This is a genomic window from Rhizobium sp. 01N424 (assembly GCF_056399485.1).
The window spans coordinates 104,797-120,775 of record NZ_JBFTRK010000001.1 but is presented as its reverse complement, the minus strand read 5'-3'; the positions used below and the strand labels follow the sequence as shown (position 1 = coordinate 120,775).

The 15,979-nt window shown below is 58.9% G+C and carries 17 protein-coding genes; 7 read left to right on the top strand and 10 right to left on the bottom strand.

The annotated features are described in order from the left end of the window. Positions 1 to 64: 64 nt before the first annotated feature. The 9 genes from AC1DNK_RS00630 to AC1DNK_RS00590 all read right to left on the bottom strand — a co-directional run bounded on the left by AC1DNK_RS00630 (position 65) and on the right by AC1DNK_RS00590 (position 8,832). Positions 65 to 1,051 (bottom strand): type II secretion system F family protein, encoded by a 987-nt coding sequence (locus AC1DNK_RS00630; RefSeq protein WP_477938793.1) that lies wholly within the window; start codon positions 1,049 to 1,051, stop codon positions 65 to 67. Positions 1,052 to 1,065: 14 nt separating this feature from the next. Further along, on the bottom strand, positions 1,066 to 2,073 hold the full coding sequence (locus tag AC1DNK_RS00625) for a type II secretion system F family protein (protein ID WP_477938791.1): 1,008 nt from the start codon (positions 2,071 to 2,073) through the stop codon (positions 1,066 to 1,068). Continuing rightward, on the bottom strand, positions 2,073 to 3,551 hold the full coding sequence (locus AC1DNK_RS00620; RefSeq protein WP_477938790.1) for a CpaF family protein: 1,479 nt from the start codon (positions 3,549 to 3,551) through the stop codon (positions 2,073 to 2,075). Before AC1DNK_RS00620 ends, AC1DNK_RS00625 begins: the two co-directional genes overlap by 1 nt. 30 nt (positions 3,552 to 3,581) lie before the next feature. Beyond that, positions 3,582 to 4,862 carry a CpaE/TadZ family protein gene (locus AC1DNK_RS00615; protein WP_477938788.1) on the bottom strand — a complete coding sequence of 427 codons (1,281 nt, stop codon included), beginning with the start codon at positions 4,860 to 4,862 and terminating at the stop codon, positions 3,582 to 3,584. A gap of 15 nt (positions 4,863 to 4,877) precedes the next feature. After that, complete coding sequence (locus AC1DNK_RS00610) at positions 4,878 to 5,597, bottom strand: CpaD family pilus assembly protein (RefSeq protein ID WP_477938787.1); 720 nt, start codon at positions 5,595 to 5,597, stop codon at positions 4,878 to 4,880. 23 nt (positions 5,598 to 5,620) lie between these two features. Beyond that, on the bottom strand, positions 5,621 to 7,126 hold the full coding sequence (locus AC1DNK_RS00605) for a type II and III secretion system protein family protein (RefSeq protein WP_112385096.1): 1,506 nt from the start codon (positions 7,124 to 7,126) through the stop codon (positions 5,621 to 5,623). 10 nt (positions 7,127 to 7,136) lie between these two features. Beyond that, positions 7,137 to 7,949: a Flp pilus assembly protein CpaB gene (gene cpaB / locus AC1DNK_RS00600; protein WP_112385095.1), complete on the bottom strand. Its 813-nt coding sequence runs from the start codon at positions 7,947 to 7,949 to the stop codon at positions 7,137 to 7,139. Between the two features lie 110 nt (positions 7,950 to 8,059). Next, complete coding sequence (locus tag AC1DNK_RS00595; protein WP_477938786.1) at positions 8,060 to 8,572, bottom strand: A24 family peptidase; 513 nt, start codon at positions 8,570 to 8,572, stop codon at positions 8,060 to 8,062. Between the two features lie 83 nt (positions 8,573 to 8,655). Beyond that, the gene (locus AC1DNK_RS00590) at positions 8,656 to 8,832 is read right to left on the bottom strand and encodes a Flp family type IVb pilin (RefSeq protein ID WP_112385093.1); all 177 of its coding nucleotides are present in this window, start codon (positions 8,830 to 8,832) and stop codon (positions 8,656 to 8,658) included. Positions 8,833 to 9,232: 400 nt separating this feature from the next. Here AC1DNK_RS00590 and AC1DNK_RS00585 point away from each other — a divergent pair, with 400 nt between their 5' ends. The 7 genes from AC1DNK_RS00585 (at position 9,233) to AC1DNK_RS00555 (ending at position 14,669) form a co-directional block, all read left to right on the top strand. Beyond that, positions 9,233 to 9,646, top strand: a complete 414-nt coding sequence (locus AC1DNK_RS00585; protein ID WP_112385092.1) for a pilus assembly protein N-terminal domain-containing protein — start codon at positions 9,233 to 9,235, stop codon at positions 9,644 to 9,646. A 133-nt stretch (positions 9,647 to 9,779) separates the two neighbouring features. Beyond that, positions 9,780 to 10,370 carry a TadE/TadG family type IV pilus assembly protein gene (locus AC1DNK_RS00580; RefSeq protein WP_477939832.1) on the top strand — a complete coding sequence of 197 codons (591 nt, stop codon included), beginning with the start codon at positions 9,780 to 9,782 and terminating at the stop codon, positions 10,368 to 10,370. Beyond that, positions 10,370 to 10,954 carry a TadE/TadG family type IV pilus assembly protein gene (locus tag AC1DNK_RS00575; protein ID WP_477939831.1) on the top strand — a complete coding sequence of 195 codons (585 nt, stop codon included), beginning with the start codon at positions 10,370 to 10,372 and terminating at the stop codon, positions 10,952 to 10,954. Before AC1DNK_RS00580 ends, AC1DNK_RS00575 begins: the two co-directional genes overlap by 1 nt. A 92-nt stretch (positions 10,955 to 11,046) precedes the next feature. Continuing rightward, entirely contained in the window at positions 11,047 to 12,267 is a 1,221-nt protein-coding gene (locus AC1DNK_RS00570) for a phosphopentomutase (RefSeq protein ID WP_477939829.1), read from the top strand. Continuing rightward, positions 12,264 to 13,232: an adenosine deaminase gene (locus AC1DNK_RS00565; RefSeq protein WP_477938784.1), complete on the top strand. Its 969-nt coding sequence runs from the start codon at positions 12,264 to 12,266 to the stop codon at positions 13,230 to 13,232. Before AC1DNK_RS00570 ends, AC1DNK_RS00565 begins: the two co-directional genes overlap by 4 nt. 107 nt (positions 13,233 to 13,339) lie before the next feature. Continuing rightward, the gene (upp, locus tag AC1DNK_RS00560) at positions 13,340 to 13,969 is read left to right on the top strand and encodes a uracil phosphoribosyltransferase (RefSeq protein ID WP_477938782.1); all 630 of its coding nucleotides are present in this window, start codon (positions 13,340 to 13,342) and stop codon (positions 13,967 to 13,969) included. A 127-nt stretch (positions 13,970 to 14,096) separates the two neighbouring features. Further along, positions 14,097 to 14,669: a TIGR02281 family clan AA aspartic protease gene (locus AC1DNK_RS00555; RefSeq protein WP_112540000.1), complete on the top strand. Its 573-nt coding sequence runs from the start codon at positions 14,097 to 14,099 to the stop codon at positions 14,667 to 14,669. Here AC1DNK_RS00555 and deoA read toward each other — a convergent pair whose 3' ends face one another. Then, a complete protein-coding gene (gene deoA, locus AC1DNK_RS00550) occupies positions 14,670 to 15,977 on the bottom strand; it encodes a thymidine phosphorylase (RefSeq protein WP_477938781.1) in 1,308 nt (435 codons plus the stop codon). Positions 15,978 to 15,979: the final 2 nt, after the last annotated feature.

Sequence of the window (15,979 nt, the reverse complement as noted above, 5' to 3'; positions counted from 1 at the left end):
ACAGCTGCCCTTCCGGCCAATCAGGCTCCATGGCTAGACGGGTTGGCCGCGCTCTTCAAGCACCTCAGAAGCGATCGGCGACCTGGATACCGGCTGGGCCGAGGATGACGGCGACCAGAACCGGCAGGAAGAACAGGATCATCGGCACCGTCAGCTTCGGCGGCAGAGCGGCCGCCTTCTTTTCCGCCTCGTTCATACGCTCGTCTCGACCTTCCTGGGCAAGAACACGAAGAGCCTGCGAGATCGGCGTGCCGTAACGGTCGGCCTGGATTAGGGCCGCCGTGACCGAACGGACGATATCGATCTGCGTTCGGGTGCCGAGGTTTTCGAGCGCCTGACGGCGATCGGGCAGGAAGGACAGCTCTGCGGTCGTCAGGACCATTTCCTCGGCGAGCGGCGGCGACTGCTCACCCAGTTCTTCCGAGACACGGCGCATCGCAGCTTCGATCGAGATACCCGATTCAACGCAGATCAGCATCAGATCGAGTGCATCCGGCCAGGCGCGCTTGATCGAGTGCTGACGCTTGCCCATACGGTTGGAGATGAAAATATTCGGAGCGTAGAAGCCAATGTAGGAGATTCCGATAACCGTCAGCAGTCTGATCGGAAATGGTTTTTCGATCATATAGCCAAGGCCGAAAATGTAAAATACGGCGACCCCGAGGAAGAGAAACGGCAACAGAAATCGCGCAACGAGGAACATGTTGAGTGCGTTCTCAGAACGATAGCCAGCGGCCTTCAGCTTGTTCATCGTATTTTCATCGACCAGAGCTTTTCGCAAATTGAAGCGTTCGACGATCTGGCGAACTGAGTGGTTGTTCTGGGCTCTTAGCGATGCCTTGTTTGCTGCCGTTTCAGAATTCATGCGGGCGCGCTCACGGGCGCGCATCTGGTCACGCTCGGTCGATACGGCCCGCATTCTTTTGTTCAGATCACCGCGCTCAAAAAACGGCACCGCGATCGTGTAAAGCGTTGCAAATACGGCGATCGCGACGAACAAGGCGACCAGCGTCGCCGGATCCGTGAGCCCTGATGCAAGTTCCGAAGACATGGCTCGCGCTCCCGTTAGATGTCAAAACTGACCATGTTGCGCATCACATAGATGCCGATCGACATCCAGACTGCGGACAGACCCACGATCAAGTGACCCCTGGGATCAGTGAAAAGGATGAGCATGTACTGAGGCGACGTCATGTAAACGAGCGTCGCAACGATAAACGGAAGAGCACCGATAATGCAGGCTGATGCCTTGGCTTCCATGGACAAAGCCTTGACCTTGGCTTTCATCTTTTTGCGGTCGCGCAACACCTTGGAGAGGTTGCCGATCGCTTCCGATAGGTTGCCGCCGGCTTGGGACTGGATGGCGATGACGATTGCGAAAAAACTGACTTCCTGCAGTGGCATGTAATTGGTCATACGGGAGCAGGCATCCGGAATGCTGAGACCGATCTGCTGCGATTCGACGACGCGGCGAAATTCACTCTTGACCGGATCCCGGCCTTCGTTAGCAATCAGCCGGATCGCATCGTTCAGCGGCAGACCCGACTTGATCGAGCGGACGATAACGTCCAGTGCATTCGGAAACTCGTCCAGAAACTTATTCTGACGGCGCTTGATAAGAAAACCGAGAATCCAGCGCGGCAAGCCAAGACCTGCAACTACAGGAGCGGCCAGTGTCAGCATCGTGGGAGCGCCTGCAATGAAGGCGATCAACATCAGGAAAAAGCCGAAGCCGCCGCTGAACATATAGAACTTGGCGGGCGTCATCGTGAAACCAGCCTGCGTCAGACGCGATTTCAGAGAGAGCTTGCGCTTATGGTTCTCCTGCTGCCGCTTCTCGAGATCCTTCAGGTTGTCCTGCACCGACTTGCGGCGTTTGGACATTTCCTGAACGCGATCGCGAGCCGCCTTGACGTTCGACCGGTCTGTTTCGGCCGAACCGACGCGGCTGACGCGGCTTGCGGCCTTCTTCTCGGTCTCCATCCGGGTAAAAAGCAAACCATAGCAAACGGCACCCGAGGCGATGGCCACGAGAAGAATGATGCCAAGAACGATGGGATCAAGACCGAACATCACGCCCCCTTCGACTTCGTTTCCATTTCATCAAGGGCTGCGGCCAGGCGCTTCTCTTCGTTGTAGTAGCGGGCGCGATCCCAGAAGTTCGGCTTGCCGATGCCGGTGGACATGTGACGGCCGATCAACCGGCCTGCAGCATCTTCGCCATCGATCTCGTAGCGCATCAGGTCCTGGGTGATGATCACATCGCCTTCCATACCTATCACCTCCGTGATCGCCGTGATGCGGCGCGAACCATCGCGAAGGCGCGCCGCCTGGACGATGACATCGATCGATCCGGCGATGATTTCACGGACGGTCTTTGCAGGCAGGCTGAAGCCACCCATCGCGATCATCGATTCGATCCGGCTCAGGCATTCACGCGGCGAGTTCGAGTGGATCGTTCCCATCGAACCGTCGTGGCCGGTGTTCATCGCCTGCAGAAGGTCGAACACTTCAGGTCCACGCACTTCGCCGACGATGATGCGTTCAGGGCGCATACGAAGGCAGTTCTTGACGAGGTCACGCATGGTAATCTCGCCCTCGCCTTCGATATTCGGCGGGCGTGTTTCGAGACGGACTACATGCGGCTGCTGAAGCTGCAATTCGGCCGTATCTTCGCAGGTGATGACACGCTCATCGCGGTCGATATAGTTCGTCAAACAATTCAGAAGTGTGGTCTTTCCCGAACCCGTACCGCCTGAGATGACGACATTGCACCGGACGCGGCCGATGATCTGCAGCAGAGTTGCACCTTCGGGCGTGATTGCGCCGAAGCGAACCAGCTGATCGAGCGTCAGCTTGTCCTTCTTGAACTTACGAATCGTCAGCGCCGGGCCATCAATCGCCAGCGGCGGCGCGATGACGTTGACGCGCGAGCCATCGGGAAGACGTGCGTCGCAGATCGGGCTCGATTCGTCGACGCGGCGGCCGACCTGGCTGACGATGCGCTGGCAGATCGACAGCAATTGGCCATTATCGCGGAATCGGATTTCCGATTCGATGGTCTTGCCGCCGACTTCGATGAAGGTCTTTCCGGCGCCATTGACCATGATGTCGGCAATGTCGTCGCGTGCGAGCAACGGCTCCAGCGGGCCGTAACCCAGGACGTCGTTGCAGATGTCCTCGAGCAGCTCTTCCTGCTCCGAGATCGACATCGCGAAATTCTTGATCGTGATGATGTCGTTGACGATATCGCGAATTTCTTCGCGGGCACTTTCGGCATCGAGTTTGGCAAGCTGAGACAGATCGATCGTATCGATCAGCGCGGAGAAGACCTGCGCTTTGGTGTCGTAATATTCGTCCGTGCGCGCCGGGCGGCGGCGCTGCGGTGTCTGCATCGGCGGCGGCGTTACCTGGGCGCGTGCCGGTTCGCGGTTCGGTTCGACGATGACGCTCGGAGAGGCCGACGGCGAAACAGCCGCGGCAGCCGGCGGCGGCGGGGCTGCAACGCCGGCGGCCTTTCCGAAACCCTCATTTCCGCGTTTTCCGAACATGCCAGATTCCAATCTACACTTTTACGTCTGTCACTTGCCGCGCTTCAAAAGCCCAAGAAGGCTTGAGCGCTTCGCCTTCTTCATGGCGACACGGCCGGTGACGATATGGGCAACCTGCGAGAAGGTTTCTGCTGTGGGTGATTTCGCGTCCATTTCCGAGATCATCCGGCCACTATTCGCAGCGTTTCCAAACAAGTTGATATCGAACGGAATGATTGCGATCGGGTCCGTTTCCAGTGGCTCGCAGAAATCCCCCGGGGTGATTTCCGGACGCTTGGGCATCCCGACCTGGTTGAGAATGAGATGCGGCGCCTTGTCATTGGGACGTAGCTTGCGCAGAGCGTCGAGCATATTCTTGGTGTTGCGCAGGTTAGCCAGATCTGGCGCGGCGCAAATCACCACCTCATCAGCCGAGCCGAGAACGGAACGCGTCCACTCGGACCATGTATGCGGAACATCGAGCACGGTAATAGGTGCATTGCGCTGCAGCACATCGAGGACAGGCTGAAATGCCTGACCATCGAAGTCGTAGACCCGGTCGAGGAGAGACGGCGCCGCAAGCATCGACAGGTGCTCGGAGCATTTCGTCAACAGCCGGTCCAGGAAGACTTCGTCGAGCCTTTCAGGAGCGAAAACCGCCTCGGCGATCCCCAGCGTCGGATCCTGGTCGAAATTGATGTTGGCCGTTCCATAGGGAAGATCGAGATCGGCGAGGATCGTTTCCGTCGAGAACAGATTCGAGATGCCGAAGGCGCAGTTATGGGCGATCGTCGAGGCGCCAACGCCACCCTTAGCGCCGATGAATGCAATGCTCTTGCCAAGCGGCTCGGCGTCCGGATCGACAAAGATAGCCGCCATTGCCATCATCAAGTCCGGCATTGCGACGGGTTGGACGATATATTCGGAGATCCCATTGCGGATCAGATCGCGATAAAGGGATATATCGTTGTAGTGACCGACGACGACAACCTTGGTCGATGGATCGCAAACGCTTGCCAGCGGCGCGAGCTCAACCATGAGATTTGCAGCATTGGCTCTGGTTTCAAGAATGATTAGATTCGGCGTCGGCGTGGTCTGAAACATGTTCGCGGCGGCCGCGATGCCACCACTGGTTATGCGAAGGCTGACCTTCGACATGCGGCGGTCGTTGCCGCAGCGTTCCATGGCGTCCTGGAGACCTTCGCTTTCGCAGAAGGCGTGAACCGAGATACGCGGAAGTGGTCGCATATTCTCGAGCTCCGCCATACGGACCGCTTCCTCCGCGTTGCGAAGCTCGGTCGTGTTCTTGATCTCGTAGTCGACTGCGCTCATTGGATCAGTTCCGCATTAGAAGTCAGAGCTACCGTTCGTCTCGATAGCCGTGCGATAGGTGCGATATTCGGTGATAGCGTCGTTACGCCGTGCCGCGTCGATCGGCGTCATGCCGCGGGGCGCGATGAAATCTTCCGGATTGGCGACTTGGGCAGCCAGATTGTTCTGATAGGCGCAACCGAAATTGTAGTAATTCTGGTTGTCGAAGCCGCCTCCGATATCCTTTGGCCACTGGCCGCATTGGGTCGTGACGGCCGTTGTCCCGGTGAAGGTCAGACGGATCGGGGCTGCATCGCCGCCGCCTGCGGCCGCATAAGACGCATAGACGATCTTCGACGTGGGGATACCGCGCGAGGCGAGTTCGGCGCGCACTTGCCCGCGAACCTGGCTGACGGCAAACGCATTTGCCGAACCCTGCGGTGACATCAGATAGACAGGACCGGATGCGCGCGAAGTATAGGTTGCCGCAAAGCCCCGGATCAGATCTCGCTGAGCAATCGTCAGACGGCGGTCCGTGGTCGCGACCGGAATATCGACGGCCTGTTCGGCTTCGGTAACGACGATGGGATGACGCTGGCGATAGTCATCCGGGATGCCGCCGGTGGTCAGATTGTCACGCGGAGCGGCGCAGCTTGTCAGCGCGGCCGCAGCGAGCAGAGCGGCCGCTGCCAGCAACTTCGATGAGCTTCCTTTGATCTTCGTCATATCGGCCACCGCCTGATTGGGCTTCGTCATGATTGTGTCCCGCCGCATCGTTTTCATTTGTAGATAAACCCAATGGAGCCATGGAACTGAGCGTCGGCAACCGGCGCCTCGCGGCCGCCGTAGACCTTATTCACCCGGTTCATGAAGAAGGCCTGGCCATCATTTTCCGGGCTGAAATTGTCGTCGGGACGGTTGAGCAGATTGCGAGCAACCGGACGCACGAGATAGGGCGTCGCGATAATGACAAGCTCGGTTTCCTCACGCTGGACGCTGCGCTGGCGGAACAAGGTGCCGAGAAGCGGGATCTTGTTGACCCCGGGCGTGCCATTCGACGTCTGTGAGACATTATCGCGGATTAGGCCGGCAAGCGCGATCGATCCGCCCGAGGGCAGTTCAACGGAGGTTTCGGCAGAGCGGCGCTGGTATGTGGGTACCGACCCGCTTACGGATGGTGCAGGCTCGGAAACATTCGTCTTGATTTCCAAGCTGATACGTCCTGATGACAGGACGACAGGCTTGAACGCCAAGTTGATACCGTAGTTGTAAGGAACCACGGTAACATTGCCGTCGTTGTCGGTCGTGGAATACAGGACCTGACCACCGGAATTGAAAGTCGCTGCCTGGCCCGAGATCGCCGTCAATGTTGGTTCAGCGAGGGTTCTCACAACCTTCGCCTGTTCGAGGGCGTTTAGATAGGTCGATATATCGTATTTACCGATCGACGACTTGAACAACGCGGCGAGGCCGCCTCCCAGAACGGCCGAGTTTCCATCCGGGACGGGCGAGCCCAGCCTAGCAACATTTAGGCCGGAGGCATTCGAGACGAGATTGTCAAACCCGATCTGCTTGAGGATCTCGCGGCGCACTTCGGCAATCGTCACCTTCAGTGTGACCTGATCCTCGCCCTGGATCTGCAGCAGATTGACCACTTGCGACTGCTGCCGGGCTTCCGCGAACAACGCGACGTCGCCCTGCTGCGCAGTGCTGGAGGCGGTTTCTGTACGGGTGGTGGCTTCACCGCCCTTCAGAAAGGCCTGCGCCAGATCGGCAGCCTGGGTCGCGTCCTGTGGCGTACGGACCGTTCCCGTCAGAACGATGTTGTCCGAGACGATCTCGACATTGATGTTCGAGTCCTGAATGAAGCGCTTGAGATTGGCTTCGAGACCGGAGACGTCGCGCTCGATCTCGATGTCGAGGCTGACGACTTCCTGACCGTCGCCGCCGAAAATGAAGATGTTGGTCTGGCCTACCTTCTTGCCGAACAGATAGATACGGCGCGACGTGCGCGTGACGGCGTCGGCCATCGACGGATCGGAGACGAGGATATCGTGCGCATCCTCAGGCAGGTCGATGACAACCGCCTTGTTGAGGCCGATCTTGAGACGGCGATGTGCTCCGGGCCCCGTCTGCGAGATGCGGACAATACCATCGGAATCAGCAAATGCGCTTGAAGCGCCAAGAATTGGTGCAATGAAACCTGGCGTCAGGCCCGTAACGGCTGTGGTCAGCGACAGGAAGCCGGTGAGCAGAAGTCTGGTGCGCCGCATTGTCTTGGTCATCTCAACGTCCTCATTCTGCCTTGGGCGCACTGCTGTCGGTAACGATCGATCCAGACTTGATGACCTGAACCAAGGCGTTTCCGTTGTCACCGCTCAGGAGATAGTCAGCGGCGCTCGTATCCTGATCCTGCGCGTCGGCAATCGAGCGCAACGCCAGCGAAAGCCGGTCCGCCATCTGCTGCGCAACGACGAGGACCTTCGTCTGATCGGGGGTGAGCTCAAGCGTGGCAGTCGTACCGACGACGGCCTTGGAGCCATCGTCCTTTTCCTGGATCTGCTGGTCGATCGCGAGAACACGAACGTTGCTCAGGACAGTCTCGGTTATGAACTTCTCGGCACCCGTTCCCTTGCGAACCATGATCACGTCAACGCGGTCATTGGGGAGGATGAAGCCGCCCGCCCCTGTCGCAACCGAGATCTCGGTCGCGACAGCCCGCTTGCCGGCGGGCAGCAGAGCCGAGAGAATGCGGCTGTTGGAATCGGCGACCTTTTCAGGCCGGATCGGTTCGCCTTCGAATATCGGCAGCCGGACGACGGCGCCCTGCAGCTCCTTCAGAGCATCGGGCTTGTCCGCTTCGGTGATGAAGCCCTGCACAACGCCGCCCTGTGGCCAGGGCATCCAGTGCACGGCTTTATCATCGATGCGGGCGCCGACGGGAAGATTTGAGCTGGAGACGAGAACATTGACCGTCGGCTCTTTCTCGACGACCGACTGAACCTGGGTGACGACACCACCGCGTCCAGCGAGCTTCATCGCCAAAAGGCCGGCCAGGCCGGCGGCGACAACGGCCACTGAAAGTATGAGAAGACGCGCGGGCTTCATCGATCATTCCTCGAAACGATGCATATTCGTCCCGCAGAATGGTCAGGAATTGGTATAATTATAGTTAACGGAAGCCTTACATTTTAAGTTAACGGTCGATTAAAACGCCGTTATTTCAAGGCTTCGAGCGTCGCGACAAAGATTGGCGAAGACGGAAATGCAATAAAGCCGCCCGCCGCGATCGCTATGCCGTAGGGAATCTTCTTGGCAAAAATCAGCGAATTCGGCAAGGGAACACCCATCGCCAAGATTGCATTCGATTGCGTTCTCATCAGCAGGATCGTCAGTGTCAGAGCGCCGCCGGCCAGTCCGACGGAGGAAACGAAGAGAAGCATAGCGGGCGTGAATCCAAACCATAAAGCGGCCGCCGAAAGCAACTTCGCGTCACCCCCGCCCATGGTATTCAAAGCAAAGAGTACAAAGCAAACGGCAAAGACCACCAGCGCTGCCAGCACGCTAAAGGCAATTTCATTCAAGGAAAGACCGGCGAGCGGCGCTATAGCGAGAAACGAAGCCGCCATAAGAAGAGACACGCGATTGGGTATCGTCATCGTAAGAAGATCGGAAGCTGCCGCCATTGCCAGGCAGAGCGGAAATACGACGAAAACAATTGCCGCGATCATGAAGCTCCCCGTATCAAGCTAAAAAGGCCCACCGGAAGGTGAGCCTTTTGGGCGGCGTCGTTAAAAAACGCCGCGTCTTGTCATTAGTTCGTTTTGTTGCCAATCGTATTGGCAAGGTTCGCGAATGTCGAGTTCAGCTTACCACCGAGGCTGGTGGCACCGGTGATGAGCGCTACGGAAATGAGCGCTGCGATCAGGCCGTACTCGATTGCGGTCGCACCAGATTCGTCTTTCAGGAAACGGCTTACAAGCTTGGTCATATCTAACTCCTAACTCCAGTTGATGTTCAGCACGTCCGCCAACTGTTTGCCGTTGATCGGATTGGCTCAACCTAGCGAGGCGCTGTTTCAATCGGCTTAAAGAAGAGGGTTACCAGAGTGTTAATGCTAAAGTAGAGCCGCTCATGGTAATCAGTTTCTTAGCGGATATATTATCATTTTATCTATACATGAAAGACGTTCACCGCCAAGCATTCACGGCGTTACATTTCAATACAACGGCCGGTCCCGGAATGATGCGTCTCCCGCTGGCGCCGGCGAAAACGTCCTATTTCGGGATGCCGGGGGCCGCGATTTGGGGAAATCAGAGACTTTTAAGTCTTCATTCACCAATTTTTTCCATGCTGTTGAGAAATTCTGCAGAAATTCAAGAGAGAGTTCCATGTCATCACGCGGCAAGAGTGTATTGGTCGCCTGCATAGCAGCCTTGCCGTGGTTCGCTCTTTTGCAACCCGCGTCTGCGGAAGAAGACATGCTGCGGGTTTACATGGATCACGCGCGCGTGCTGAAGCTCGACCGGGCGGTCAGCAAGGTCATCGTCGGCAATGCCAAGGTTGCCGATGCGACTGTCGCCGATTCCAAGACGATCGTACTGACAGGCCGCAGCTTCGGAACGACCAACATCGTTCTGCTGGATGTCGACGGAAACGCAATTCTCGACCAGACAATCCTGGTATCGATCGACGAAGGCAACACCGTCCGGGTCTACCGCCAGACCGACCGCTCGGTTCTGTCCTGTTCACCGGCCTGCGAACAACACACGCAACAGGCCGCGACCGAAGCAACAGGCGGCTAGCATATCGGCCTCGGTCACCATCCGTTAAATTGTTGCTTCGCTCTGAAACGGAAAATCAACGATCGCGCCCTAGGATCGGTGCATGACAAACTCGCCCCAAAGCGCAATTCCCTGCCCGCAGGACCAGCCTGCGATGCCCGGCACGAAGAAGCGCAGGCGGTTTAGAGCGTTCGCGCGTTCCAAAGACGGCTCTGCTGCGATCGAATTTGCATTGCTCGCCATTCCCTATTTCATGGTGATCTTCGCGATTATCGAAACCTTCGTCGCCTTCGCAGCCGAAGAACTGGTATCCAACGGCGTCGATACGATGGCCCGCCGCATGCGCACCGGTCAGATCACATTCAACTTGGGCCGGGCCACGGATGTGCCCGACGTGAAGGACTTCAGGCAGCGGTTCTGCAACGAGGTCTCCATCCTCATCAATTGCTCCGCTGCCGAGGTGGCAACGCCGAACAAGCTCTGGCTCGACGTCCGGACATTCACGAATTTCTCGGACATACCGGTGACCATTCCAATGAATGCGACAGGCCTCGACACGTCCGGCTTGCAATACAATCCAGGCGGTTCCGGCACGAAGAATATGGTGCGCGCCTATTACAAGTGGCAGGTTATCACAGATCTGGTCCGCCCTTACATCACGCCGTACAAAACGACGACTGGAGCACGCCTCAATGAGTTCCTGATCGTCGCGACGGCAGCATTCCAGAACGAGCAATATCCATGATGATGATGCGCGCTCGGATCTTCGCAGCCAGGTTGAAACTGAAACAGCTTCTGCACGACAGCAGCGGTGTTGGCGCGATCGAGTTCGCGATCCTGTTTCCGATCCTGGTAATGCTCTACATCGGCGCCTTTGAGATTACCATCGGCTTGAGCGTGAGCAAGCGCGCGTCACGCGCGGCGGGGTCAGTCGCCGATATCGTGACACAGCAACAAAACGTCACCAAGAGCACGCTGACGCAGATCAGTTCCGTCGCCAACGCCATCTTCGTCCCCTACAATACGACGAAAATGCAGATCAAGCTGACCGGCATTACGATTGACGCGAGCGCCAACCCCAAAGTGCTCTGGTCTTGGACAAACACGTCAACTACGGCGCCTTACACCGCTAACTCCGCGGTCAGCGGCATCCCTGCCGACATGTTGAAGGCGAGCAGCTTTCTCGTCCGGTCGGAATTGAGCATCCCCTACCGGCTCCTAGCATTCAGTCCCGCCTTCTTGCCGGGCAACCTGCAAACGCTGACGATCAGCCGGACCTACTATTATCGCCAGCGTCAGAACGACAGTATTCCCTGCGGCGACTGCTGAGCCTCTCCCTGCCGCAATTTGCAATGGTGGCCACACCGTTATATGCCTGAGCGCCATCACGGCCTGCGGGCCGCATGGCGATTGGTTTGATGATGGCACGTGCATTTCTCTTCGTACTCGATTCCTTCGGTGTCGGCGGCAGCCCCGATGCTGCCAGCTACGGTGACGAGGGTGCCGATACGCTCGGCCATATTGCGGAATTCTGCGCGGCAGGTGCTGCAGATCGCGCCGGGTTGCGATCTGGGCCGCTGCTTCTGCCAAACATGTCGGCGCTCGGTCTGCTCGATATCGCCAAGACCGCCACGGGACGCCTGCCTGCCGGCATGCCGATGCCGGAAAAGGTTTATGGCATCCATGGCTGTGCCAACGAAGTCTCCCGCGGCAAGGATACGCCGTCAGGTCATTGGGAAATCGCCGGAACGCCCGTCACTTTCGACTGGGGTTACTTTCCAACAGAGGGCGATGCCTTTCCGCCGCATCTCGTTGAGGCTCTTTGCGCCGCCGCTGATGTGCCCGGTATTCTCGGAAATTGCCACGCGTCCGGCACAGACATCATCGCGCGATATGGCGAAGAGCATATCCGCAGTGGCAAACCGATCTGCTACACGTCGGCGGATTCCGTGTTTCAGGTTGCCGCGCACGAGAAGCATTTCGGGCTCGAGCGCCTGCTTGGTTTCTGCCGAATCGCCCGGGCTCTGCTCGACAGCTACAATATCGGCCGGGTCATCGCCCGCCCCTTCATCGGTGAAACCGTCTCGACATTCGAGCGCACCGGCAATCGCCGCGATTTCTCGGTTCCGCCGCCCGAGCCGACGCTGCTTGACCGGCTGGTGAAGGCCGAGCGCAAGGTGCACGCCGTCGGCAAGATCGGCGATATCTTCGCCCACCAAGGCGTTTCCCGCGTCATCAAGGCAAACGGCAACGATGCGCTGATGGACGCGTCACTGGCAGCGATGGACGAGGCGAAGGACGGCGATCTGGTCTTCACCAATTTCGTCGATTTCGACATGGTCTATGGCCACCGCCGCGACGTGCCGGGTTATGCCGCCGCGCTCGAGGCCTTCGACGCCCGCCTTCCCGATGTACATCGCAAGCTGGCGCCCGGCGATCTCGTGATCCTGACGGCCGATCACGGCTGCGATCCGACCTGGCGGGGAACCGACCATACCCGCGAGCGCGTGCCGATCCTTGCCTACGGCCCCGGTCTGCGCTCGCGCGATATCGGGATCCGCAGAACATATGCCGATATCGGCGAGACGGTTGCCCGGCATCTCGGTATTGCCGCCGGGCCGCATGGGAGAAGTTTTCTATGACATCGCATTTGAAAAAGGTCGAACTGCACTGCCACCTGGAAGGGGCGGCGCCACCGGCGCTGACGCTGGCGCAGGCGCGCAAATACAATATCGATATCTCGCCTTATCTTCGCGACGGCGCCTATGTCTGGCACGATTTCGCCAGCTTTCTGGAGTGCTACGACAAGGTCTCGGAGGTCTACAAGACCGAGGAAGACTACGCGCTTCTGACCGAAACCTATCTCGAAGAACTTGCCGGTATCGGCACGATCTATAGCGAGCTGATCGTGTCACCCGATCATGGCAAGCGCATCGGCCTCGGGGCCGACGCTTATATTGCCGGTGTTTGCGAAGGTATCCGGCGGGCGAAAACTGCGCACGGCATCGAGGCACGGCTGATCGTCACCGGCGAGCGCCATTTCGGTCCGGAGAGCGTGATCGGAGCAGCGGAATATGCCGCCAAGGCCAGGAACCCGCTGATAACAGGCTTCAATCTCGCCGGCGAAGAGCGGATGGGCCGCGTTGCGGATTATGCCCGCGCCTTCGATATTGCGCGCGATGCCGGTCTTGGCCTGACGATCCATGCCGGTGAAGTCTGCGGCGCCTTCAGCGTCGAGGATGCGCTCAATGATGTGCGCCCTTCGCGGATCGGCCATGGCGTTCGCGCAATCGAGAACCCCGACCTCGTCAAGCGGCTTGCCGATCAAGGCACTGTTCTGGAAGTCTGCCCCGGATCGAACATCGCGCTCAAGGTTTTCCCCGATTTCGCGGCGCATCCTCTGCGGAAGCTGAAGGAAGCGGGCGTACGCGTGACCATCAGCTCCGACGATCCGCCGTTCTTTCACACGTCGCTGAAGCGAGAATACGAGCTGGCCTCGGAGGCCTTCGGCTTTAGCGACGGTGAAATCAATGATCTGACCCGGACGGGTATCGAAGCGGCCTTTGTCGATGAGGAGACGCGGCGGGCACTGCTTGCCCGGCTCTGAGCCCGCCGGACTGGGGATCATCCCCTGAAAATCGCCTGCACTCTTGCAGTCCGGGCGATTTCCATGGAAGAAACGTCCGATAACGATAATCAGAGGAAGGCTTGGCCATGGAAGGCGTCACCGTCATCGATCACCCGCTTGTTCAGCACAAACTGACCATCATGCGGCGCAAGGAGACATCGACGGGCAGCTTCCGCCGGTTGCTGCGCGAAATTTCCACCCTGCTCTGCTACGAGGTCACGCGCGATCTCGAGCTGACGATGGAAACCATCGAGACACCGCTGCAGACGATCGAGTCCCCGGTGCTCGAAGGCAAGAAGCTGGTTTTCGCCTCGATCCTGCGCGCCGGCAACGGCCTGCTCGAAGGCATGCTCGACCTGGTGCCCTCGGCCCGCGTCTCGCATATCGGCGTTTATCGCGATCACGAAACGCTGCAGCCGGTCGAGTATTTCTTCAAGGCTCCCGAAGACATTTCCGAGCGCCTGATCATCGTCGTCGATCCGATGCTGGCGACCGGCAATTCGGCGATCGCGGCAATCGACAAGTTGAAGGAGCGTGGTGCGCGCAACATCCGTTTCCTCTGCCTGCTGGCTGCCCCCGAGGGCCTAAAGAATTTCCGCGACGAGCATCCCGATGTGCCGGTCTTCACCGCTTCGATCGACAGCCATCTCAATGAGCGGGGCTACATCATGCCTGGCCTCGGCGATGCCGGCGACCGCATGTACGGAACGAAGTGATTTCAACGCCGAATTTACCAAATCAGTGCAGAAACAAGGCCCGGACAGTCGATCCGGGCCTTTTGACATCAGGCGTTAGCAACTTGTCAGCAATTATGGCGTAGCTGCTTGAAGCATGAGGCCTCGCATGATGCGCGGTTTATACAGGAAGGATTTCTGTTTCATGCTCATGCGTACGGTCATTTTCGCGAGCATTGCTGCGGCGCTGGCGACCCAGGTGCCATCGTTGTTTACGGCGACGAGCCCGGAACCCGCGAACCAGCCCATTTCAGCCAATTACGTTTCAGCCGCGCCTGATGCCGCGTCCCCTGCTGCGCCCGCTTACGGCAGCGGCACCATGCGCCTTCCGGCTGACGCCCAGGGCCATTTCAATGGCGACTTCAAGATCAATGGCAAGCCGGTGCAGGGCATGATCGATACAGGCGCCACCTATGTGGCGCTGAACGAAAGCCTGGCGCGCCGCCTCGGCTACGGCGGCAACCAGCTCGATTTCCGCTATGCGGTCAATACTGCCAACGGCCAGACGAAGGCAGCGCATGTAACGCTCGACCGCGTCGAAATCGGCGGCATTCGCGTTCAGGGCGTCGAAGCCTTCGTGCTGAAGGACGATGCGCTGTCCCAGACGCTTGTCGGCATGAGCTTCCTGAAAAAGCTGCAGTCCTACTCGGTTGCCGATGGCTCGCTGAGCCTCAAGCAGTAATCAGACGCGGCCGGAGATGACGGCAGGCAGATCCGGTTTACCGCTGGCTATGCGATAGGTGGCGAGAATACCGGCTGCCGCCCTGGCGGCCGCGATTTCATCTGCTGCGTGAACCATGGCGATCGGTTGGCCCTTCTCGACCTGCGTTCCGAGCGGCAGGAGATCGGAGAAGCCGACACTGTGGTCGATCTTGTCCGAAGGGTGTCTGCGCCCGCCGCCGAGATCGATGACGGCCATTCCGACGTCTCTGGCATTGCAGCTGGAGAGCCAGCCGCTTTCGGGCGCCAGGACCGTTTTCTGGACAGCGGCGGCCTTCAGATATTTGGATGGTTTCTCGGCGAAGTCAGCTGGGCCGCCGAGCACGCTCACCATGCGCCCAAATATCTCGGCGGCGCGTCCCGAGGAGAGCGCGTTGCGCGCCATTGCCTCGCCTTCCGGCAACGAGGTGGAAACGCCGCTGCTCACCAGCATCTCTGCGGCAAAGGTAAGCACGATCTCTTCCAACCGCGTGCCGGACTTCTTGCCGGCGAGAAAATCGAGGCAATTCCAGATTTCGACGGCATTACCGGCGGCATCGGCCAGAGGCTGGTTCATGTCGGTGATCAGCGCCGATGTCTTGACGCCTGCGCCGTTGGCAACTTCGACCAGCGCGGCCGCAAGGATGATCGCTTCCTCATGATCCGTCATGAAGGCGCCGTTTCCCGTCTTGACGTCGAGCACCAGGGTCTGCAGCCCGGCCGCCAGCTTCTTGGAGAGGATGGACGCGGTGATCAGTGGAACTGAATCGACCGTCGCGGTTACATCGCGCACGGCATAAAGCTTGCCATCGGCAGGCGCCAGCGATCCGGTCTGGCCGATGATGGCGCAGCCGGCATCCTTGACGGCTTTTCGGAACAGGGCCGCGTCAGGCGTAATTTCATAGCCGGGAATGGATTCCAGCTTGTCGAGCGTTCCGCCGGTATGGCCGAGACCGCGGCCCGATATCATTGGAACGGCGAGGCCGCAGGCGGCGGCGATCGGTGCCAGCATCAGCGAGACGTTATCGCCGACACCGCCTGTGGAATGCTTGTCGGCGATCGGCCGGTCGATGTCTCTCCAGTCGAGCATATCGCCCGACCGCGCCATGGACAGCGTCAGCGCCACCGTCTCGGTCCGGGTCATGCCCTTGAACCAGACGGCCATGGCAAAAGCGCCGATCTGGCCTTCCGATAGACGTCCGGCCGCGAGGGCTGCGATGAACGCCTCGATCTCTTCGGTGGAGAGCGTCTCGCCGTTTCGCTTGCGCCGGATGATCTCCTGCGGAATCATGC